The sequence below is a fragment of the Streptomyces sp. NPDC046866 genome, from assembly GCF_040704625.1.
Lineage (GTDB): Bacteria > Actinomycetota > Actinomycetes > Streptomycetales > Streptomycetaceae > Streptomyces.
On the sequence record NZ_JBEYXN010000004.1, the window covers coordinates 228,972 to 249,140 of the forward strand.

Below are 20,169 nucleotides of genomic sequence, written 5' to 3' on the forward strand. Positions count from 1 at the left end.
ACCACACCCGGTTCCGGGCTCGGTGCTCCGCCGGCTCCTGGGCTGCGGCAGGATGGACATCACCTGGTGGGTACGCGTCACGGGCGCGTGCCTACTGAAGACAACCGCTGGAGACGCCTGGTGAGTTCCCCGGATCCGCAGTTTTCGGATAAGCACGGCCGCGCGCCGCTCGACGAGAACCGCCCTGAGCACGGCGACGGCACGCAGGGTGTTCGCCGGCCGCGAAACCAGCAGGGCCCCCGCCGGCCCGGCCCGGTGATCGCGGTCACCGGCGCCGCGTCGGGCGTCGGCGCGGCCCTGGTGAAGCGCCTGGCCGCCTCCGAGGAGGTCAAGCAGGTCGTCGCGATCGACGAGCGGCGCGGGGACTGCGCGGAGGCCCAGTGGCACGTCCTGGACGTACGGGACCCGGCGATCGCCGACAAGCTGCGCGGCAGCGACGTCGTCGTCCACCTCGCGCTCGACCTCGACCTCGAGACCGACCCCGCGGCCCGTACGGCGTACAACGTGCGCGGCACCCAGACGGTGCTGACGGCCGCCGCCGCGGCCGGGGTGCGCCGCGTCGTGCTGTGCACCTCGGCGATGGTCTACGGGGCGCTGCCGGACAACGACATCCCGCTGTCGGAGGACTCCGAGCTGCGGGCCACGGCCGAGGCCACCGGCGTCGGCGACCTCCTGGAGATCGAGCGGCTGGGCCGACGGGCACCGCGCGCCCACCCCGGGCTGAACGTGACGGTGATCCGCCCGGCCGTGCTGGTCGGCGGCACGGACACGGCGCTGACCCGCTACTTCGAGTCCCCGCGCCTGCTCGTGGTGGCCGGCTCCCGCCCGACCTGGCAGTTCTGCCACGTCGAGGACCTGGTCAGCGCGCTGGAGTACGCCGCCCTGGAGAAGGTCGAGGGCGAGCTCGCGGTCGGCTGCGAGGGCTGGCTCGAGCAGGAGGAGGTCGAGGAGCTCAGCGGCATCCGCCGCATGGAGCTCCCCTCGGCGGTGGCGCTGGGCGCCGCGGCCCGGCTGCACCGGATCGGCCTGACACCGTCCCCGGCGGGCGACCTCGCGTACACGATGCACCCGTGGGTGGTCAGCGTCAGCGGGCTGCACGCGGCGGGCTGGCGGCCGCGCTGGACCAACGAGGAGGTGCTGGCCGAGCTGCTGCAGGAGGTCGCGGGCCGGCACACCGTCGCGGGCCGCCGCCTGGGCCGCAAGGACGCCACCGCGGCGGGCGCCGCCGGCGCGACGGTGGCCCTGCTGGGCGCCGCCGCCGTGGTCCGCCGGGCCCGCAGGCGCCGCGGCATCTGACGCCGGCCCGCGACCGCCCCCGGGCCGGCGCCGTCCGGCCGCGATCCTGTAGGAGGCTCCATACCCTTGGCCCGTACACCCGGTCGAATCGGCTATATCGCGATGTGAGAGCGGTGGTGCACGATGGCTGCATGGCACCGCACTTCGACCACCCCGGCGAGCAGGCCGCTCCGGACCCCATCCGGCTGCTCGCGATCCGTGAGACCCCGCTGTCGATCGACGAGGTCTTCCAGGCCGTCGGCGACGACGCCGCGGGAGGCACGACGCTCTTCGTCGGCACGGTGCGCAACCACGACAGCGGGGCCGACGTGGACGCGCTCGGCTACTCCTGCCACCCGACGGCCGAGGCCGAGATGCGCCGCATCGCCGAGCGCGTGGTGGCGAAGTACCCCGTCCGCGCCCTGGCCGCCGTCCACCGCATCGGCGACCTGACCGTGGGCGACCTCGCCGTCGTCGTGGCCGTCTCCTGCCCGCACCGCGGCGAGGCCTTCGAGGCCTGCCGGATGCTCATCGACGACCTCAAGCACGAGGTCCCGATCTGGAAGCACCAGCGCTTCTCGGACGGCACCGAGGAGTGGGTCGGCGCCTGCTGACGCCCGCCCGCGGCCGCCGTACCGGTCGGGGGGCGACGCACAGGCCCCCCGCCCGCGACGCACAGGCCCCCCGCCCGCGCCCCCGTCCCCCGCACGGAGTACTGTCCCACCCGATCGGCCGCGCAACACGCCCTCGATTTGCGTAACCCCCCCCTGGGCAGGAGCGTTGAAGCCACAACGACACGCACTTTCGGGGTAGGGAGGCACGTCCATGGCGTCATTGGCGTGGTTGCTGATTCCGCTGATCGCCGCGATAGGCGCGGCCATATGGGGAAGCTGGGCGGCCCGCGACCGCACCCAGGGCGACATATCCGAACTGGCGGGGTACGCGAGGTTCCGGGAAGCCATGGACAGGTCCGAGCGGACGACGGCGAAGGCAGCGGCCCACTCCGGTTCCGACACGGTCTGACGCGGTCGACGCGTCCCGCGGGAACCCCTGAGACCTCCGCGCCGGCCCGTGCGCGGCCCGGCCCCGGCGGCCGTCCCCGAGGCCCGTCCCGTACTGTCGATCCATGCCACGCCGCACTGCGACGATGCTCGCCGCCACCCTCATGCTGTTCGCGCTGCTCTGCACGGGGGTGTTCACCACGGTCCCGTACTCCGAGATGAGCCCCGGACCCACCGTGAACACGCTCGGCGACTCGCACGGCGAGCCGGTCATCAGCATCGGCGAGCGCAAGACGTACCCCACGAGCGGGCACCTGAACATGACGACCGTGCGCGTGACCGGCGCGGACTACGAGATGAACGTCCTCGAAGCGGTCTACGGCTGGCTGGCCGGCGACAACATCGTCGTCCCGCACGAGAACCTCTACCCGAACGGGAAGACGGAGCAGCAGTCCACGCAGGAGAACGCCGAGGAGTTCAGCCAGTCCCAGGAGAGCGCCAAGGTGGCGGCCCTGAAGGAACTGGGCATCGACGTCCCGACCCGCGTGGTGGTCTCCTCCGTCGTCAAGGGCAGCCCCGCCGAGGGCAGGCTGCACGCGGGCGACGTGGTCCGCTCCGTGGACGGCACCGCCGTCACCGCCCCCGCGGACGTGGCCAAGCTGGTCACCAAGCACAAGCCGGGCGAGCCCGTCACCTTCGCCGTCGTGCCCGCCGCCGAGGCGGCCGAGGCCCAGAAGGCGCACCGCGAGCCCACCGGCACCTCCGAGGTCACGATCAACACGGGCAAGGCGCCGGACGACGGCCACGCCATCGTCGGCATCCGCGCGGGCACCGCCCACACCTTCCCGTTCCCGATCGACATCAAGCTCGCCGACGTCGGCGGCCCCAGCGCGGGCCTGATGTTCTCCCTAGGCATCGTCGACAAGCTCACCCCCGGCGACCTGACCGGCGGCCGGTTCGTCGCGGGCACCGGCACCATCGAGGACACCGGCAAGGTCGGCCCCATCGGCGGCATCGAGATGAAGACCATCGGAGCCCGCAGGGCCGGCGCCGAGTACTTCCTGACCCCCGCCGAGAACTGCGCGGCGGCCGCCAAGGACACCCCCGACGGCCTGACCCTGGTCAAGGTCTCCACGCTCGCCGAGGCGAAGCAGGCCGTGGAGAAGATCGGCAAGGGGGACACGGCCGGGCTGCCGCGCTGCGCCACGTCCTGACCGCCCCGGCCGCCCCGCCCCGCGCGGCCCCTACGAGAAGGTCGCGGCCAGCGCCTCGGCCAGCCCCGGCACCAGGCCCGCGCCGGTGAGCACCTCGGTCGGGGAGTCCTTCTCGCGCAGCCGTACGGCCGACTCGCGCGAGCCGTCGCGCAGCACGGCCACGGTCAGCCGGACCTCCTGCCGCTCCGGGTGCCCGGCGACCCACTTCGCGAGCTGCTTGTCGCTCAGCCCCTCCGGTACGGAGGCCTCCGCCGACGGCGGCAGCATCAGCCGCTCCACGGTCAGCGCGCAGCCGACCACCGCGTCGGGCCAGGCCACGGTGCCGAGGAACTTGTCGAGGGGAGTCCCGGCGGGCAGCTCGTCCTGCTCGATCGGGGTCAGGGAGGACCGGCCGGCGTCATCGGTGTCGACGCCGAGCTGGCCGGCGAGGCGGGGCTCCTGCCTGCGGAGCCGGGCCGTGTCGACGAGCGCGAACAGCCGGGCCGGCTGGTCCCAGCCGAGGCCGGCCGCGTACTCGTCGATCTCGAGGCAGGCACGGGTCAGCGGGCTGGCCGCCATGGGGGTGCCGGGGGAGGGGGAAACGTTGGACATGGACAACATCCTGCCTCCTTTCCGGCCGATAACGGGAACTGACCAATGCCTCCGTAAGTTGCACGAGTGGGCTCTACGATCGGGTGCCCAGCTTTAGAAATGTCCAGTCACGAGACCCAGCTTTCGAGGTGCGCACCTTGGCTTTCCAGATGCCGGACCGCGGCTCAGGCCCCTCAGGGCCACGGATGAGAGTCGGCCGCCCCTCCCGGCGCGCCCGCACGCTTCTGATGACCTTGGGCGTGCTGGCCGTCCTGGGCATGGCCTTCATCATGTTCGCGGGCTTCTGGACCGACTGGCTCTGGTTCCGCTCCGTGAAGTACTCCTCCGTCTTCACCACCACCCTGTGGACCAAGATCGGCCTGTTCGCCGTCTTCGGCCTGCTGATGGCGGGTGCGGTCGGGCTGAACATCTGGCTGGCGTACCGGCTGCGGCCGCCGCTGTCCGCCATGTCGATGGAGCAGCAGAGCCTCGACCGCTACCGGATGAGCGTCGCGCCGTACAGGAAGTGGCTGCTCTTCGGCATCGCCGCGCTCGTCGGGATGATCGCGGGCGCCTCGGCGGCGGGCCAGTGGAAGACCTGGCTGATGTACGTGAACGGGGTGCCCTTCGGCACGAAGGACCCCCAGTTCCACCTGGACGTGTCGTTCTACACCTTCAACCTGCCCTGGTACCGCTTCCTGCTCGGCTTCGGCTTCGCCGCGGTCGTGCTGTCGGTGATCGCCGCGGTCGTCGTGCACTACCTGTACGGCGGGCTGCGCGTGACCAGCCCCGGCGCCCGGGCCACCGCCGCGGCGACCGGGCACCTGTCGGTGCTGCTGGGCCTCTTCGTCACGCTGAAGGCCGTCGCGTACTGGCTCGACCGCTACGGCCTGGCCGTGAAGTCCAGCGACTTCAAGGCGGCCGACAACTGGACCGGCCTGCGCTACGTCGACGCCAACGCCTACCTGCCGGCCAAGACCATCCTCGTCGCCATCGCCGCCATCTGCGCCGCGCTGTTCTTCGCGACGCTGTGGCGCCGGACCTGGCAGCTGCCGGTGATCGGCTTCGGCCTGATGGTGCTCTCGGCGATCCTCATCGGCGGGCTCTACCCGGCGATCGTGCAGAAGTTCCAGGTCCAGCCCAACGAGCAGGCCAAGGAATCGCCCTACGTCGAGAAGAACATCAAGGCGACGCGCGACGCGTACGGGATCGACGGCTCCGAGGTCAAGGACTACCCCGGCGTGCCGCAGAGCGACGACAAGGCCAGGCTGCGCCAGGCGGCCAACACCACGGCCAGCGTGCGCCTGCTCGACCCGAACATCGTCTCCCCGGCCTTCCAGCAGCTCCAGCAGGTCAAGGGCTACTACGCCTTCCCGTCCACGCTGGCCGTGGACCGCTACAGCGGCCAGGACACGGTGATCGGCCTGCGCGAGCTGAACATCGGCGGCATCCCGAAGAACAACTGGATCAACGACCACTTCAAGTACACGCACGGCTACGGCGTGGTCGCCGCCAAGGGCACCACCGTCGGCGAGCAGGGCGCCCCTGACTTCACCCAGTCCGACCTGCCCTCCAAGGGCATGTTCGGCACGGACTTCGAGCAGCGCATCTACTACGGCGAGCAGACGAAGCAGTACTCGATCGTCGGCGGACCGCAGAAGGAGCTCGACTACTCGGACGACAAGGGCGAGAAGGAGACGAGCTACAAGGGCGACTCCGGCGTCAGCCTCGACAACCCGGTCAACCGGGCCGCGTACGCCCTGACCTTCAGCGAGCCGCAGATCCTCTACTCCGGCGCCATCGGCGACGGTTCGCGGATCCTGTACCACCGCACGCCCAAGGAGCGCGTCGAGGCAGTGGCCCCGTGGCTGACCATCGACGGCGCCCCCTACCCGGCGGTCGTCGAGGGCCGCATCAAGTGGATCGTCGATGCGTACACGACGACCAACGGCTACCCCTACGCCTCGCGCACCACCCTCGGCCAGAGCACCGCGGACTCGCTGACCAACAGCCAGCGCGCGGTCGTGGCCCAGGAGAACCGGGTCAACTACATCCGCAACTCGGTGAAGGCGACCGTCGACGCGTACGACGGCACGGTCAGCCTCTACCAGTGGGACACCGAGGACCCGGTCCTGAAGACCTGGATGAAGGCCTTCCCCGGCACGGTCAAGCCGAAGAGCGAGATCGCCAAGCCGCTGATGGACCACCTGCGGTATCCCCAGGACCTGTTCAAGGTCCAGCGCGAGCTGCTGACCCGGTACCACGTCACGGACCCGCAGACCTTCCTCAGCGGCAGCGAGGCCTGGGACGTCCCGGACGACCCGACGACCAAGGCCGGCACGGCGGTCCCCCCGTACTACCTGTCGATGAAGATGCCGGACCAGAAGGAGAAGGACCAGGTCTTCTCGCTCACGACGACCTTCACGCCGAACGAGCGGGACAACCTGAGCGCCTTCATGGCGGTGAACGCCGACCCGGGCAGCACGGACTACGGCAAGATCCGCATCCTGAAGCTGCCGACGAGCAAGCCGGTCGACGGCCCCAAGCAGGTGCAGAGCAAGTTCCAGTCCGAGCCGAAGATCGCCGAGTCGATCCGGCTGCTGCGCGGCGGCGACTCCGAGGTGGAGTACGGCAACCTGCTCGCGGTGCCGCTCGACGGCGGGATGCTCTACGTCGAGCCGGTGTACGTGCGCAGCTCGGGGCTGAAGTACCCGCTGCTGCGCAAGGTGCTCGTGACGTACGGCGGCCAGACCGCGTTCGAGGACTCGCTGGAGAAGGCGCTGAACGTGGTGTTCGGGGCGGAGGCGCCGACGGTGCCGACGACCCCGGTGACCCCGCCGGGCACCACCACCCCGCCGCAGACGGCCCAGGACCCGACGGTCAAGGCCGCGCTCGCGGATGCGCAGAAGGCGCTGGAGGAGGCCGACAAGGCGATGAAGGCCGGCGACTGGGCCGCGTACGGCAAGGCCCAGGGCGATCTGCAGGCGGCGCTGAAGCGGGCGATCGACGCGGAGGCGAAGCTGACGGCGCCCAAGCCGGGAGGCTGAGCCGATATCCGGTAAGGCTCCGTCCCGCGTCGTGATAGTGTGGTTTCACCGACGCGGGGTGGAGCAGCTCGGTAGCTCGCTGGGCTCATAACCCAGAGGTCGCAGGTTCAAATCCTGTCCCCGCTACTGAAGGCCAAGGCCCGGATCCTGATGGATCCGGGCCTTCGTCATGCCCGCGATCGACACGTGAGGGTCACGGGGTAGCTGGGACAGGTGAGTTGGGGTGGGAGCGTGTTTGACTTGTCTCTCTGTGGGCATGTCGACAAAACGCTGTAGTGACCTCACAGGCTGCGACATACCAGGTGTACGCGGGTAGCAGGTGATGCGACGATGGGATTTATGGGGGACAGGTCAACTCTGCTGGAGACAGGGCGGTTTGTGAGGGCCGAAGCCGAAGCGGATGCAGCAGTCACCAAGGGGGCTCCGGTCGTTGACGCGCAGACCGCACTGACCGATGCGGGTTTTGCGGATGAGCTGTTCGCCGAGGCCGAGGCCGCCAGCGACACGGAGCTCGAGGCCCGCCACCGGGTCGCGGCCGACCGTGGCGACCCCGGCGCGATGAGCGTGCTCGGAGCCCTGCTGCTGCGCCGCGGTGACCTGGACGGAGCCGAGCCGTACCTGCGCGGCGCCACCGCGGAGGGGGACCGCGCGGCCGCGAACAACCTCGGCGTCCTGCTGCTCCAGCGCGGCTATCCCGACGAGGCCGCGGGCTGGTGGCGGGTCGCCGCCGTGGCAGGATCCGCCCCCGCCGCGCACGCCCTGGGCCGCCACTTCCGCGAGCGCGGGGACGAGCCCGCCGCCGAGTACTGGCTGCGCCAGGCGGCGGAATCCGGCCATGCCCTGGGCGCGTACGCACTGGCCGAGCTGCTGGAGCACCGGGGCGACAAGGGCGTGGAGCGCTGGCTGCGGCAGGCCGCCGAGCAGGGGCACCGCGAGGCCGCGTACCGCCTGGCCCGCCACCTGAGGAAGGGCGACCCCGCCGAGGCCGAGCAGTGGTACCGCCAGGCCGCCGCCCGCGGCCACCGGCGCGCCGCGCTCCACCTCGGCGCCCTGCTGGAGGCGCGCGGCGAGCTGAAGGAGGCCGGGCGCTGGTACCTGACCTCCGCCAAGCAGGGCGAGGCGCGTGCCGCCTGCGCCCTCGGATTCCTGCTGCGCGACGCCGGCGACGAGGAGAGTGCGATCTCCTGGTGGAAGCGGGCCGCCCAGGACGGCGACGGCAACGCCGCCAACGCGCTCGGAGCCCTGCACGCCGCCCGCGGCGAGACCGAGACCGCGGAGAAGTGGTACCGGATCGCCATGGACGCGGGCGACCAGAACGGGGCGTACAACCTCGCTTTGCTGTGCGCCGCACAGGACCGGACGGCGCAGGCCGAGCAGTGGTACCGGCGGGCCGCCTACGCCGGCCACCGCGAGGCGGCCAACGCGCTCGCCATCATGCTGCTCCAGGTCGGCGACGCCGCCGGGGCGGAGCCGTGGTTCTCCAAGGCGGCGGAGGCGGGCAGCGTCGACGCCGCCTTCAACCTGGGCATCCTCTTCGCCAGCCGCGACGAGGACCGCACCGCGCTGAAGTGGTACGAGCGGGCCGCCTCGGCCGGCCACACCGACGCCGCCCTCCAGGTCGGGATCGCCCTGGTGCGCGACGGCGAGGAGCGGGCGGCCGAGCGCCACCTGCGGTGCGCCGCGAGCGGCGGCAGCGCGGAGGCGGCGTTCCGCCTGGCCGCGCTGCTGGAGTCGCTGGCCCCGCCGCCGGAGCCGCCGGCGCTGGGCGAGCCGGTCGGCGGCGCCCCGCGCACGGAGAGCGAGGAGTGGTACGAGCGCGCCGCCGAACTCGGGCACCGGCGCGCGCAGGTCCGGGTCGGGATGCTGGCCGCGGCCCGCGGCGACACGGCCGTGGCGGCGCGGTGGTACCGGGAGGCGGCCGAGGCCGGCTCCCGCAACGGCGCGTTCAACCTCGGGCTGCTCCTGGCCCGCGAGGGCAACGAGCCGGAGGCCGCCCTGTGGTGGACCCGGGCCGCGGTGGCCGGGCACGGCCGGGCCGCCCTGCGGCTGGGGCTGCTGGCCGCCCGGCACGGCGACCTCGCCGAGGGGCAGAAGTGGTGCGTGCGCGCCATGGAGCTGGGTCCTGCGGAGGTCGCCGAGCGGGCCGCACGGCTGCGCGACGCCCTTGCCGAGGAGCAGTCCGCCTGATCGGAGCGAAGCGGACCGGCCCCGGGCCGGTCGGACGCCGTTCAACCGATTTGCATCTGTCGGGGGGCGTCCCGTACCGTTGGGTTCACCGACGCGGGGTGGAGCAGCTCGGTAGCTCGCTGGGCTCATAACCCAGAGGTCGCAGGTTCAAATCCTGTCCCCGCTACTGAAGACCGAAGGCCCGGATCCTCTGGATTCGGGCCTTCGGCGTTCCCTCTCCCCGGTCGGTGTTCCATCGGCCCCGGGCCGCGCCCGTGCAGAAGGGCCGGATCCCGAGGATCCGGCCCTTGTCTTTCCGCTTCTCCTTGCGCTCCCGCGCCGCCCGCGCGCTACGCGCCCGCGCACTCCGGGCACACGCCGCGGTAGGTCACCTCGACCGCGGAGACCACGAAGCCGAAGCGCTCGGCGTCCGGCAGGTCGGCCAGCGGGTTGCCGGCGGGGTGCACGTCCCGGATCGCGCCGCACTGCGCGCAGACCAGGTGCTGGTGGGGTCGGTGGGCGTTCGGGTCGTACCGCTTGGCGCGCCGGTCCGTGGAGACCTCCAGGACCTCGCCGAGGGACACGAGCTCGCCCAGGGTGTTGTAGACGGTCGCCCGCGAGATCTCGGGCAGCTTGTCCACGGCACGCGCATGGACCTCGTCCGCCGTCAGGTGCACGTGCTCGCCGTCGAGCACCTCCGCCACCACGCGCCGCTGTGCGGTCATGCGCCATCCGCGTTCGCGAAGTCGTTCCAGCAGGTCACTCATGGCACCAGCCTAACAGTGAGGGGACCGGGTGTAACTCCCGATCATGTGCGGACTTGGATGCTTGCTTGACTTAGACAAAGTCCATCGTAGGATCGAGTACGGAAAACGCCAGGGACAGGACAGGCCTGCACGGCATGAAGCAAGAACGCAGGAGGCGCACGTGACGCAGGGACCGCTCACCACGGAGGCCGGGGCTCCGGTCGCCGACAACCAGAACAGCGAGACCGCAGGCCTGGGCGGGCCCGTCCTCGTCCAGGACCAGCTGCTGCTCGAGAAGCTCGCCCACTTCAACCGCGAGCGCATCCCGGAGCGCGTCGTGCACGCCCGCGGCGCCGGCGCCTACGGCACCTTCACGGTGACGGCGGACGTCACCCGGTACACCCGCGCCACGTTCCTCTCCGAGGTGGGCAAGCAGACCGAAACGTTCCTGCGCTTCTCCACCGTCGCCGGCAACCTCGGTGCCGCCGACGCCGTGCGCGACCCCCGCGGCTGGGCGCTGAAGTTCTACACCGAAGAGGGCAACTACGACCTGGTCGGCAACAACACCCCGGTGTTCTTCATCAAGGACGCCATCAAGTTCCCCGACTTCATCCACACCCAGAAGCGCGACCCGTACACCGGCTCGACCGAGGCGGACAACGTCTGGGACTTCTGGAGCCTGTCGCCCGAGTCCACCCACCAGGTGACCTGGCTGTTCGGCGACCGCGGCATCCCCGCCTCGTACCGCCACATGAACGGCTACGGCTCGCACACCTTCCAGTGGAACAACGAGGCCGGTGAGGTCTTCTGGGTCAAGTACCACTTCAAGACCGACCAGGGCATCAAGAACCTCACCCAGGCCGAGGCCAACCGCCTCGCCGGCGAGGACCCCGACAGCCACCAGCGCGACCTGCGCGAGGCGATCGAGCGCGGCGAGTTCCCGACCTGGACCGTGCAGGTCCAGATCATGCCGGCGGCCGAGGCGGCGACCTACCGCTTCAACCCGTTCGACCTCACCAAGGTGTGGCCGCACGAGGACTACCCGCCGATCGAGATCGGCAAGCTGGAGCTCAACCGCAACCCGGAGAACATATTCGCCGAGGTAGAGCAGTCGATCTTCAGCCCGGCGCACTTCGTGCCCGGCATCGGCCCCTCCCCGGACAAGATGCTCCAGGGCCGCCTCTTCGCCTACGGCGACGCCCACCGCTACCGCGTCGGCATCAACGCCGACCACCTGCCGGTGAACCGCCCGCACGCCACCGAGGCGCGCACCAACTCCCGCGACGGCTTCCTCTACGACGGCCGCCACAAGGGCGCGAAGAACTACGAGCCCAACAGCTTCGGCGGCCCGCACCAGATCGACCGCCCGCTGTGGCAGCCGATCGCCGTCTCCGGCGTCACCGGCGACCACGCGGCCCCCGTCCACTCCGAGGACAACGACTTCGTCCAGGCGGGCAACCTCTACCGCCTGATGTCCGAGGACGAGAAGGGCCGTCTGATCGAGAACCTGGCCGGGTCCATCGCCCAGGTCTCCCGTGAGGACATCGCCGAGCGCGCCATCGACAACTTCCGCCAGGCGGACGGCGACTTCGGCAAGCGGCTCCAGGTCGCGGTCCAGGCCCTGCGCGGCTGACCGCTGCTCGCCGAGAGCCGAAGGGCCGGACCCCGCGACGGGGTCCGGCCCTTCGGGCTACGCGGCTACGGTGCTGCGCCGGGCCGGCACCCAGCAGCGGATGATGTCGCGGACGGACACGATGCCCACCGGCCCGCCGTGCTCCAGCACGATCAGGTGCCGGAAGCCGCCGTGGGCCATGGCCTCGGCGGCTTCCTGGAGCGTGGCCTGCGGGGTGCAGAACACCACGTTGTTGGTGGTGTGCGCACCCACGGACTCCCTGTCCGGGTCGTGCCCCGCGCCGAGGGAGTTGAGGATGTCCCGTTCGGTCAGGATGCCGATGCCGCTGTGGTCGGGGTCGAGGACGACGGCTGCGCCGACGCGGCGGCCGGACATCAGGCAGGCCGCCTGCCGGAGGGTGTGGGCGGGGCCGAGGGTGAGGATCACGGTGCTCATGGCGTCACGGACGATCATGAAGGGAGCCACCTCCTGGGAGTGTCCCTCCGCCTGGGCGGGGTGCGCCGCGCAGACCGCCCGTCGGGCCCGGCGGACCTGACTTAGAGAAGGCCTTCACAAGCGCACAAGCGGAGGATTCTCAGATTCCCATGGACACGGAGGGTAATCAAGAGGGCGCACGCGGTCGTCTGGGCGCAGCCCGGCGGCCGGCTCAGGCGCGCGGGCGCAGGTAGCCGAGCATCTCCTCGTGCAGCAGTCCGTTCGAGGCCGCCGCGTTCCCCCCGTGTACGCCCTCCACCCCCTCCAGGCTGGTGAACCGGCCGCCCGCCTCCTGGACGACGGCGGCGATCGCCGCCATGTCCCACAGGTTCAACTCCGGCTCCGCGCACAGGTCGAGCGAGCCCTCCGCGACCATCATGTAGGGCCAGAAGTCCCCGTAACCGCGGGTGCGCCAGCACTGCCGCGTCAGCTCCAGGAAGCCCTCCAGCCGGCCCTGCTCCTCCCAGCCGCTCAGCGAGGAGTACGCGAACGAGGCGTCGGCGAGGGATCCCACCTGCGACACGCCGATCCGCGCCGGTTCGCCCAGCGCACCGCCGGCGTACGCGCCGGAGCCCTGCGCCGCCCACCAGCGGCGGCCCAGCGCCGGCGCCGAGACCACGCCCACCACCGGCCGGAAGACCCCGTCCGGGCCCTCCTCCATCAGGGAGATGAGCGTCGCCCAGACGGGGACGCCGCGCACGTAGTTCTTGGTGCCGTCGATCGGGTCCACGACCCAGCGGCGCGGGCCGCTGCCCTTCAGCCCGTACTCCTCGCCGAGGATGGCGTCGTCCGGGCGCGCGGCCTCGATGCCCGCCCGCACGGTCTCCTCGGCGGCCTGGTCCGCCTCGCTCACCGGGGTCATGTCCGGCTTCGTCTCGACCTTCAGGTCCAGGGCGCGGAAGCGCTGCATCGTGACGGCGTCCGCCGCGTCGGCGAGTTCGAGGGCGAGGCGCAGGTCATCGTCATAGTCGGGCATGGCCGAACAGTATCGGGACGGCGCAGGGCGGGCGAACGCCGTCCACAGTGCGACCCGCAGGCGCCCTTGACAGGATCTGGCGGTCCGTCAAATCCTGGCGGGGAGTCGAGCGGGGAGGCGCGGATGCCGGCAGCCCGGGAGTCCTTGCTGGAAGCGGCGGGAGTGGCGCTCTTGGCGCGCCCCTGGCCGTCCGTGCGGATGGTCGACGTCGCGGCCGCCGCCGGGGTGTCCCGGCAGACCCTCTACAACGAGTTCGGCGGCAAGGCGGGGCTGGGCCGGGCCCTGGTGCGGCGCGAGGCCGACTGGTACCTCGACGGCGTGGACCGGGCCCTGCGCTCCCCGGCCGGCAGCGGCGAGCGCCTCGCCTCGGTCGCGGAGTGGACCGTGCGCGCCGCCCGGGCCCGTCCTCTCGTACGGGCCCTGCTGACGGGCAGCTGGGACGGGAACCTGCCCGTGCCGCCCGGCCGGGCGGCACGGCCCGGCGTGCCCGCGCCGGGGCCCGGGGACCTGGCCCGGGCCGTGCGGGACCGGGCCGCTGCCGCGCTCGCCGCGGGGGAGGGGGCCCAGCGCTGCGAGCTCGCCGTGCGCCTGGCGCTGTCGTACGTGATAGCCCCGGCCGAGGAGCCGGGGCTCGGGGAGCTGCTGGGGCTGCTGCGGCTGGTCAGTGAGCCGAGCCGGACAGCTGGAGGCCGATGACCCCCAGGATGACCAGCGAGATCGAGACGAGCTTGAGGGTGGAGACCAGGTCCCCGAGGAAGACCATGCCGTAGATGGCCGTGCCGGCTGCCCCGATGCCGGTCCACACCGCGTACGCCGGCCCGACGTCCAGCTTTTTCAGGGCCAGGGTCAGCAGCCCGAAACTGCCGAGCGCGAAGGCGGCGAAGGCGATCGTGGGCCACAGGCGGGTGAACCCGTGGGACAGCTTGAGGCAGACCGCGAAACCGGTCTCCAGCAGTCCGGCGGCGACGACCAGCAGCCACGCCATGGCGAATGCCTCCCCGCGTCAGGTGACATCGCGTCACACCGTGCGATGAAGCATGTAGCCCGACGATGCGTTCGGCAAACCCGCCCGAACCGGTACCGGACGACGGTCAGTCCCCTTCGCGGCGCTCCCGCGTGCCCAGCAGCCGCCGCAGCGAGAACAGCCGGGCGGGATCCGCATGGCCGTCCGCCACCCACGCGTCGAGAGCGCAGTCGGGCTCGTCGTGGCTGCACGCGCGGGGGCAGTCCTCCGTACCGGGGACCAGGTCCGGGAAGGCCAGGATCACCCGGGAGGGGTCCACGTGGTGCAGGCCGAACGAGCGCACGCCCGGGGTGTCGATGACCCAGCCGTCGCCGGAGGGCAGCGGCAGCGCCAGCGCCGAGGTGGTGGTGTGCCGGCCGCGGCCGGTCACCGCGTTGACGTGGCCCGTGGCGCGCTGGCGGCCCTCCGCCACCAGCGAGTTCACCAGTGTGGTCTTGCCGACGCCCGAATGCCCGACGAAGGCGGTGATCCGGCCGGCCAGCCGCTCGCGGACCCGCTCCGCCGCATCCCCGGCGGCGAGCTCCTCGCGGTTGGTCACCACGTAGTCCACGCCCAGCGTGGCGTAGATCTCCAGGATCTTGTCCGGCGAGGTGAGGTCCGACTTGGTCAGCACCAGCAGCGGCTCCAGCCCGGCGTCGTACGCGGCCACCAGACAGCGGTCGATCATGCGGGGCCGCGGCTCCGGGTCGGCCAGCGCCGTGACGATCGCCAGCTGGTCGGCGTTGGCGACGACCACCCGCTCGTACGGGTCGTCGTCGTCGGCGGTGCGCCGCAGGACCGACTTGCGCTCCTCGATCCGCACGATCCGCGCCAGGGTGTCCTTCCTGCCCGACAGGTCCCCGACGAGCCAGACCCGGTCGCCGACCACGGCCGCCTTGCGGCCCAGCTCGCGGGCCTTCATGGCGACGACCGTGCGGTCCTCCACCAGACAGGTGAGCCGACCCCGGTCGACCGTCAGGACGAACCCCTCGGCCGCGTCCTCGTGCTTGGGCCGCTTGCTGGTCCGCGGCCGGTTGCCCTTGGGGTTGGGGCGGGAGCGGATGTCGTCCTCGTCGGTGTGCTTGCCGTACCTGCGCATGACGCCGCCCTACGCTCCCGAGCCCGCGAGCATGTCCGTCCACATCCTCGGGAAGTCCGGCAGGGTCTTGGCGGTGGTCGCCACGTTCTCGATCTGCACGCCCTCCACGGCCAGGCCGATCACCGCGCCCGCGGTGGCCATCCGGTGGTCGTCGTAGGTGTGGAAGACACCGCCGTGCAGCGGGCGCGGCCGGATGTGCAGGCCGTCCTCGGTCTCGGTGACGTCGCCGCCGAGGCCGTTGATCTCCGCGGTCAGCGCCGCGAGCCGGTCCGTCTCGTGCAGGCGCAGGTGCGCCACCCCGCGCAGGGTGGAGGGGGAGTCGGCCAGCGCCGCGACGGCCGCGATGCCGGGGGTGAGCTCGCCGACCTCGCGCAGATCCACGTCGATGCCGTGGATCTTGCCGCTTCCGGTGAACACCAGGCCGGAGTCCGTCAGCTCGCAGGAGCCGCCCATCTCCGTGAAGATCCGCCGCAGCTCGTCGCCGGGCTGCGTCGTGCGGTGCGGCCAGTCCGGGATGGTGACCGTGCCGCCGGTGATCAGGGCCGCCGCCATGAAGGGCTGGGCGTTCGACAGGTCCGGCTCGACCACCATGTCGCGGCCCAGCAGCGCGCTCGGCGCGACCCGCCACACGTTCGGCTCGCCGCCCGCCTCGGGGGTGTCGACCTGGGCCCCGGCCGCGCGCAGCATCTCCACCGTCATCCGGATGTGCGGCATCGACGGCAGGGCCGCGCCCACGTGGCGGACCTCCACGCCCTGGTTGAAGCGCGGAGCCGAGAGCAGCAGCGCGGAGACGAACTGCGAGGAGTTGCTCGCGTCGAGCTCGACCGAGCCGCCCTCCAGCGCCCCGCCGCCGTGGACCGTCATCGGCAGGGCGCCCCGGCCCTCGTCGTCGATGCGGGCGCCCAGCCCCCGCAGGGCCTGGATGACCTGGCCGAGCGGGCGCTCGTAGGAGCGCGGGTCGCCGTCGAAGCGGATGTCGCCGGAGGCGAGGGTGGCGACCGGGGGCAGGAAGCGCATGACCGTGCCGGCGTTGCCGACGTCCACGGCGGCCGGGCCATGCAGGGCCGCCGGGATGACCCGCCAGGCCTCGCCGCCGGCGCCGTCGCGCGAGCTGGAGGAGGCGGTCTCCTCGATGCCCACGCCCATCGCGCGCAGCGCGTCCGACATCAGCTGCGAGTCGCGCGAGCGCAGCGGGCGCCGCACCCAGCCCGGCTCGGCGGCGAGCGCGGCGAGCACCAGGGCGCGGTTGGTGACCGACTTCGACCCGGGCACGGTGACGGTGGCGTGGACGGTTCCGTCGGCGTGCGGGGCAGGCCAGAGGGCGGGGAGCGCGGGGGTCTCGGTCATGGCCCCCACTTTAGTGGCTTCGTTGCAGCCCTCATCGTGTTCGAGCCGCGCCCGCAGCCCGGTCTCAGAGGGTGAGAAGCCAGCGCCCGCCGCCGATGAGCGAGCACAGCGCGACCACGTGGAACAGCAGCAGCCACACCACCGGGTGGGTGTGGGTCAGCCGCCCCAGCTGGTCCGCGTCCGAGTCCGGGGCCCCGCCGTGCCGGCGCTGCGCGCCCAGCTCGAACACCGGCCGGACCCCGCCCAGCAGCAGGAACCACACCACCGCGTACGCGAAGACCGCCTGGACCTCGGCGGAGGCCAGCCAGGACGCCGCCACGAAGGTGCCGCCCGTCACCACCACCGTCAGCAGCCCCCACGCGTTGCGCACCATCACCAGCAGCGCCAGCAGCAGCGCCGTCGCCGCCCACAGCAGCACCGTGATCCGGTGCGCGGACAGCAGTGCGGCCCCGCCGAGCCCGAGCAGCGGCGGCGCCGTGTAGCCGGCGGCGAGCATCAGCACCATCCCGAAGCCGGTCGCCCTGCCGCGGCTGAGGGTGACCCCGCTGGTGTCGGAGTGCAGCCGGATCCCCTGCAGGCGCCGGCCCGTGCACAGGGCGAGCAGGCCGTGGCCGCCCTCGTGGGCGATGGTGATCGCGTTGCGCGACACCCGCCACACCGGGTGCGGCCCGACGGCGGCCAGCGCGGCGAGGCCCGTCGCGATCACCAGCCAGAGGGCCGGCGGGGTCTGTATGCCGGTGAGCCGGTCCCACAGGCCGGCCGGGGTGGTGCTGTCCATGAGGTGGCGGACTCCTTGCGGTGGAGGTCTGGGGACATGGCAGTGTGGCAGCCATGTGCGGACGGTATGCAGTCAGCCGGGGGCCCGAGGAGCTGGCCGAGGCCTTCGGCGTCGAGCGGTGGGAGCCCGAGGAGTCCCTGGCCCCCGATTTCAACGTGGCGCCGACCAAGCAGGTCCACGTCGTCCTGGACCGCCCCCTCAAAGACGCCCCCAGCCGCCGCCCGGTTCGCCAGCTGCGCGTCCTGAGGTGGGGACTGGTGCCCTCCTGGGCCCAGAACCCCGACGGCGCCGCCCGGATGATCAACGCCCGGTCCGAGACCCTGGCCGAGAAGCCCTCCTTCCGCCGACCCTTCGCGCAGCGCCGCTGCATCATCCCCGCCGACGGCTACTACGAGTGGGTCACCGCCCACGACGAGCGCCGCCTGGAGGTCGAGGGCAGGAAGAAGAGGGCGCGCAAGCAGCCCTACTTCGTCCTGCCCGCCGACGGCTCCGTCTTCGCCATGGCCGGCATATACGAGTTCTGGCGCGACCGGACCCTGCCCGACGGCCACCCGCAGGCCTGGTGGGCGACCTGCTCGGTGATCACCACCGAGGCCGAGACCGGACCGCTCGCCGTCGCCCCCGCCGACGGGCCGCGCTCCCTGTCCGAGATCCACCCGCGGATGCCGCTCATGCTCACCCCGGACCGCTGGGACGCCTGGCTGGACCCGGGGAACACGGACACCGAGGGCTCCCTGCAGCAGCTGCTGGCGCCGCCGCCCGGGGGGCTGATGCGCGCCTTCCCGGTCTCCACCGCCGTGAGCAACGTACGCAACAACGGCCCCGAGCTCCTCCAGGAGCTGGCCGCGCCGGAGGAGGGCACCCTCTTCTAGCCCCGGCAGGATGGGGACCATGACCACGCGTACCCAGAGCCTCGACACCTCCGCCGGCCCCGCCCGCATCACCTGGCACACCGCCCCCGGCGACGCCCGGCTCGTCCTGGCCCTCGGCCACGGCGCGGGCGGCGGGATCGAGGCCCGCGACCTGCAGGCGCTGGCCGCCGCCCTGCCGCCCCGCGGCATCACCGTGGCCCTGGTCGAGCAGCCGTGGCGGGTCGCCGGCAAGAAGGTGGCCGCCGCGCCCAAGGTGCTGGACCAGGGCTGGCGGGAGCTGTGGCCCGCGCTGGCCGCGCCCGGCCTGCCGGTCGTGGCGGGCGGGCGCAGTGCCGGTGCCCGGGTGGCCTGCCGGACCGCCGCCGAGCTCGACGCGGCCGCCGTGCTCGCGCTCTCCTTCCCGCTGCACCCGCCCGGCAAGCCCGAGAAGTCCCGGGCCGCGGAGCTCACCGGAGCGGGACGGCCCGCCCTCGTCGTCCAGGGCGGCCGCGACCCCTTCGGGCGCCCGGACGAGTTCCCGCCGCCGACCGGGCAGGCCCCGTACGAGCTCGTCGAGGTGCCGGAGGCCGACCACGGCTTCGCCGTCCCGAAGAAGGCCGGGACGACCCAGGAGGAGGCCCTCGCCGTGATCACGGACGCGGTCGCCGGCTGGCTGGACCGGCTCGCCCCGTGACCCCGGCCCGGCGCTCCCGCACGGCGTGACGCCCGATGTGACAGACCCTGCACCGGAACGGCCCCGCCCGGGAATGCCGGGCCCGACCCCGGGCGTTGTGCCCGATGTCGGAATGCACGGAATCTCGTCGGAGGAGTGGGAGCGCATGACCCAGGTCATCAGCCAGAACCGTCCGCAGGCCGAGGGGCTGGAGTGGACGGTCCTGCCCGGGCCGCGGCGCAGCACGCTCCGGGCGGCGGAGGGCCGGGAAGGTCGACTATTCTCCGATTCGAGCGGGTCCGCTTTCGGAGCCGTCACGCAGTCGGAGGAGGTGGGTCCTGTCGCTGGGACCGACGAAGGCCACGCGGAGGAGACGTCCGCCGAGCGCAACGCGCGCTTCGAGCGGGACGCCCTCGGCTACCTCGACCAGATGTACTCGGCCGCGCTGCGCATGACGCGCAATCCGGCCGACGCCGAGGACCTGGTCCAGGAGACGTACGCCAAGGCGTACGCGTCCTTCCACCAGTTCCGCGAGGGCACCAACCTCAAGGCGTGGCTCTACCGCATTCTGACCAACACGTTCATCAACTCCTACCGCAAGAAGCAGCGCGAGCCGCAGCGCAGCGCCGCGGAGGAGATCGAGGACTGGCAGCTGGCGCGCGCCGAGTCCCACATGTCGACGGGGCTGCGCTCCGCCGAGTCGCAGGCGCTCGACCACCTGCCCGATTCCGATGTGAAGGAAGCGCTCCAGGCCATTCCGGAGGAGTTCCGCATCGCGGTCTATCTTGCCGACGTGGAGGGGTTTGCGTACAAGGAGATCGCGGACATCATGGGTACACCCATCGGTACGGTCATGTCGCGACTGCACCGTGGCCGCCGTCAACTCCGCGGAATGCTGGAGGACTACGCCCGCGAGCGCGGGCTGGTCCCGGCCGGCGCGGGAGAGTCGAACGACCTGAAAGGCTCGGGCTCATGAGCTGCGGAGAGCCGCACGAGACGGAGTGCTCGGAGGTACTTGACCACCTCTACGAGTTCCTGGACCACGAGATGCCGGACAGCGACTGCACGAAGTTCGAGACGCACTTCGGCGAGTGCAACCCCTGTCTGGAGAAGTACGGCCTGGAGCAGGCCGTGAAGAAGCTGGTGAAGCGCTGCTGCGGCTCGGACGACGTGCCGAGCGACCTCCGCTCCAAGGTGATGGGGCGGATCGAGCTGATCCGCTCCGGGCAGGCCGTGCCCGACCACGACGTCACCGCGGACCCCGCAGCGGGCTGATCCCGGCCGATCGAACACAGCCCCCGGAAGGGCCCTTCGTT

Annotated in this window: 20 protein-coding genes and 2 tRNA genes; 14 read left to right on the forward strand and 8 right to left on the reverse strand. The window is 72.2% G+C overall.

Annotated elements, in window-relative coordinates:
• The first annotated feature begins 120 nt into the window (after positions 1 to 120).
• From AB0953_RS09420 to AB0953_RS09435, 4 genes are all read left to right on the forward strand, one after another.
• A complete protein-coding gene (locus tag AB0953_RS09420; protein WP_366858813.1) occupies positions 121 to 1,296 on the forward strand; it encodes an SDR family oxidoreductase in 1,176 nt (391 codons plus the stop codon).
• Positions 1,297 to 1,427: 131 nt separating this feature from the next.
• Positions 1,428 to 1,889 (forward strand): molybdenum cofactor biosynthesis protein MoaE, encoded by a 462-nt coding sequence (locus tag AB0953_RS09425; protein ID WP_366858814.1) that lies wholly within the window; start codon positions 1,428 to 1,430, stop codon positions 1,887 to 1,889.
• A gap of 211 nt (positions 1,890 to 2,100) precedes the next feature.
• Positions 2,101 to 2,298: a hypothetical protein gene (locus AB0953_RS09430; protein ID WP_366858815.1), complete on the forward strand. Its 198-nt coding sequence runs from the start codon at positions 2,101 to 2,103 to the stop codon at positions 2,296 to 2,298.
• A 103-nt stretch (positions 2,299 to 2,401) separates the two neighbouring features.
• Positions 2,402 to 3,490, forward strand: a complete 1,089-nt coding sequence (locus tag AB0953_RS09435; protein ID WP_366858816.1) for a PDZ domain-containing protein — start codon at positions 2,402 to 2,404, stop codon at positions 3,488 to 3,490.
• A gap of 30 nt (positions 3,491 to 3,520) precedes the next feature.
• Here AB0953_RS09435 and AB0953_RS09440 read toward each other — a convergent pair whose 3' ends face one another.
• Positions 3,521 to 4,090, reverse strand: coding sequence for a PPA1309 family protein (locus tag AB0953_RS09440; RefSeq protein WP_366858817.1), 570 nt, complete (start codon positions 4,088 to 4,090; stop codon positions 3,521 to 3,523).
• A 140-nt stretch (positions 4,091 to 4,230) separates the two neighbouring features.
• Between AB0953_RS09440 and AB0953_RS09445 the strand changes: the two genes are divergently transcribed.
• The 4 genes from AB0953_RS09445 (at position 4,231) to AB0953_RS09460 (ending at position 9,460) form a co-directional block, all read left to right on the forward strand.
• Positions 4,231 to 7,107 (forward strand): UPF0182 family protein, encoded by a 2,877-nt coding sequence (locus AB0953_RS09445; protein WP_366858944.1) that lies wholly within the window; start codon positions 4,231 to 4,233, stop codon positions 7,105 to 7,107.
• Positions 7,108 to 7,159: 52 nt separating this feature from the next.
• Positions 7,160 to 7,233 (forward strand) — tRNA-Met (locus tag AB0953_RS09450).
• A gap of 204 nt (positions 7,234 to 7,437) precedes the next feature.
• Positions 7,438 to 9,294 (forward strand): tetratricopeptide repeat protein, encoded by a 1,857-nt coding sequence (locus tag AB0953_RS09455; protein ID WP_366858818.1) that lies wholly within the window; start codon positions 7,438 to 7,440, stop codon positions 9,292 to 9,294.
• A 92-nt stretch (positions 9,295 to 9,386) separates the two neighbouring features.
• Positions 9,387 to 9,460, forward strand: a tRNA-Met gene (locus AB0953_RS09460).
• A gap of 163 nt (positions 9,461 to 9,623) precedes the next feature.
• Here AB0953_RS09460 and AB0953_RS09465 read toward each other — a convergent pair.
• On the reverse strand, positions 9,624 to 10,040 hold the full coding sequence (locus tag AB0953_RS09465; protein ID WP_366858819.1) for a Fur family transcriptional regulator: 417 nt from the start codon (positions 10,038 to 10,040) through the stop codon (positions 9,624 to 9,626).
• A 160-nt stretch (positions 10,041 to 10,200) separates the two neighbouring features.
• Here AB0953_RS09465 and AB0953_RS09470 point away from each other — a divergent pair, with 160 nt between their 5' ends.
• The gene (locus AB0953_RS09470) at positions 10,201 to 11,652 is read left to right on the forward strand and encodes a catalase (RefSeq protein ID WP_366858820.1); all 1,452 of its coding nucleotides are present in this window, start codon (positions 10,201 to 10,203) and stop codon (positions 11,650 to 11,652) included.
• Positions 11,653 to 11,709: 57 nt separating this feature from the next.
• Here the strand turns inward: AB0953_RS09470 and AB0953_RS09475 are convergent, their stop codons facing one another.
• Positions 11,710 to 12,105 (reverse strand): CBS domain-containing protein, encoded by a 396-nt coding sequence (locus AB0953_RS09475; protein WP_361914549.1) that lies wholly within the window; start codon positions 12,103 to 12,105, stop codon positions 11,710 to 11,712.
• A gap of 193 nt (positions 12,106 to 12,298) precedes the next feature.
• On the reverse strand, positions 12,299 to 13,102 hold the full coding sequence (hisN, locus tag AB0953_RS09480) for a histidinol-phosphatase (protein WP_366858821.1): 804 nt from the start codon (positions 13,100 to 13,102) through the stop codon (positions 12,299 to 12,301).
• A gap of 123 nt (positions 13,103 to 13,225) precedes the next feature.
• On the opposite strand from hisN, the gene AB0953_RS09485 reads away from it, so the two are divergent.
• Positions 13,226 to 13,798 (forward strand): TetR/AcrR family transcriptional regulator, encoded by a 573-nt coding sequence (locus tag AB0953_RS09485; protein WP_366858822.1) that lies wholly within the window; start codon positions 13,226 to 13,228, stop codon positions 13,796 to 13,798.
• On the opposite strand, the gene AB0953_RS09490 is transcribed toward AB0953_RS09485, so the two are convergent.
• The 4 genes from AB0953_RS09490 to AB0953_RS09505 all read right to left on the reverse strand — a co-directional run bounded on the left by AB0953_RS09490 (position 13,764) and on the right by AB0953_RS09505 (position 17,329).
• The gene (locus AB0953_RS09490; protein ID WP_361914558.1) at positions 13,764 to 14,087 is read right to left on the reverse strand and encodes a multidrug efflux SMR transporter; all 324 of its coding nucleotides are present in this window, start codon (positions 14,085 to 14,087) and stop codon (positions 13,764 to 13,766) included. The genes AB0953_RS09485 and AB0953_RS09490 overlap by 35 nt on opposite strands.
• 106 nt (positions 14,088 to 14,193) lie before the next feature.
• Positions 14,194 to 15,204: a ribosome small subunit-dependent GTPase A gene (gene rsgA, locus AB0953_RS09495; protein ID WP_366858823.1), complete on the reverse strand. Its 1,011-nt coding sequence runs from the start codon at positions 15,202 to 15,204 to the stop codon at positions 14,194 to 14,196.
• A gap of 9 nt (positions 15,205 to 15,213) precedes the next feature.
• The gene (gene aroA, locus AB0953_RS09500) at positions 15,214 to 16,551 is read right to left on the reverse strand and encodes a 3-phosphoshikimate 1-carboxyvinyltransferase (RefSeq protein ID WP_366858824.1); all 1,338 of its coding nucleotides are present in this window, start codon (positions 16,549 to 16,551) and stop codon (positions 15,214 to 15,216) included.
• Positions 16,552 to 16,615: 64 nt separating this feature from the next.
• Entirely contained in the window at positions 16,616 to 17,329 is a 714-nt protein-coding gene (locus tag AB0953_RS09505; protein WP_366858825.1) for a M50 family metallopeptidase, read from the reverse strand.
• Between the two features lie 53 nt (positions 17,330 to 17,382).
• Between AB0953_RS09505 and AB0953_RS09510 the strand changes: the two genes are divergently transcribed.
• The 4 genes from AB0953_RS09510 (at position 17,383) to rsrA (ending at position 20,128) form a co-directional block, all read left to right on the forward strand.
• Positions 17,383 to 18,201, forward strand: coding sequence for an SOS response-associated peptidase (locus AB0953_RS09510; RefSeq protein ID WP_366858826.1), 819 nt, complete (start codon positions 17,383 to 17,385; stop codon positions 18,199 to 18,201).
• 19 nt (positions 18,202 to 18,220) lie between these two features.
• Positions 18,221 to 18,874, forward strand: a complete 654-nt coding sequence (locus AB0953_RS09515; protein WP_366858827.1) for an alpha/beta family hydrolase — start codon at positions 18,221 to 18,223, stop codon at positions 18,872 to 18,874.
• 310 nt (positions 18,875 to 19,184) lie between these two features.
• Entirely contained in the window at positions 19,185 to 19,829 is a 645-nt protein-coding gene (locus AB0953_RS09520) for a sigma-70 family RNA polymerase sigma factor (protein ID WP_361914643.1), read from the forward strand.
• Positions 19,826 to 20,128, forward strand: a complete 303-nt coding sequence (gene rsrA / locus AB0953_RS09525) for a mycothiol system anti-sigma-R factor (RefSeq protein ID WP_179172862.1) — start codon at positions 19,826 to 19,828, stop codon at positions 20,126 to 20,128. Before AB0953_RS09520 ends, rsrA begins: the two co-directional genes overlap by 4 nt.
• Positions 20,129 to 20,169 lie beyond the last annotated feature (41 nt).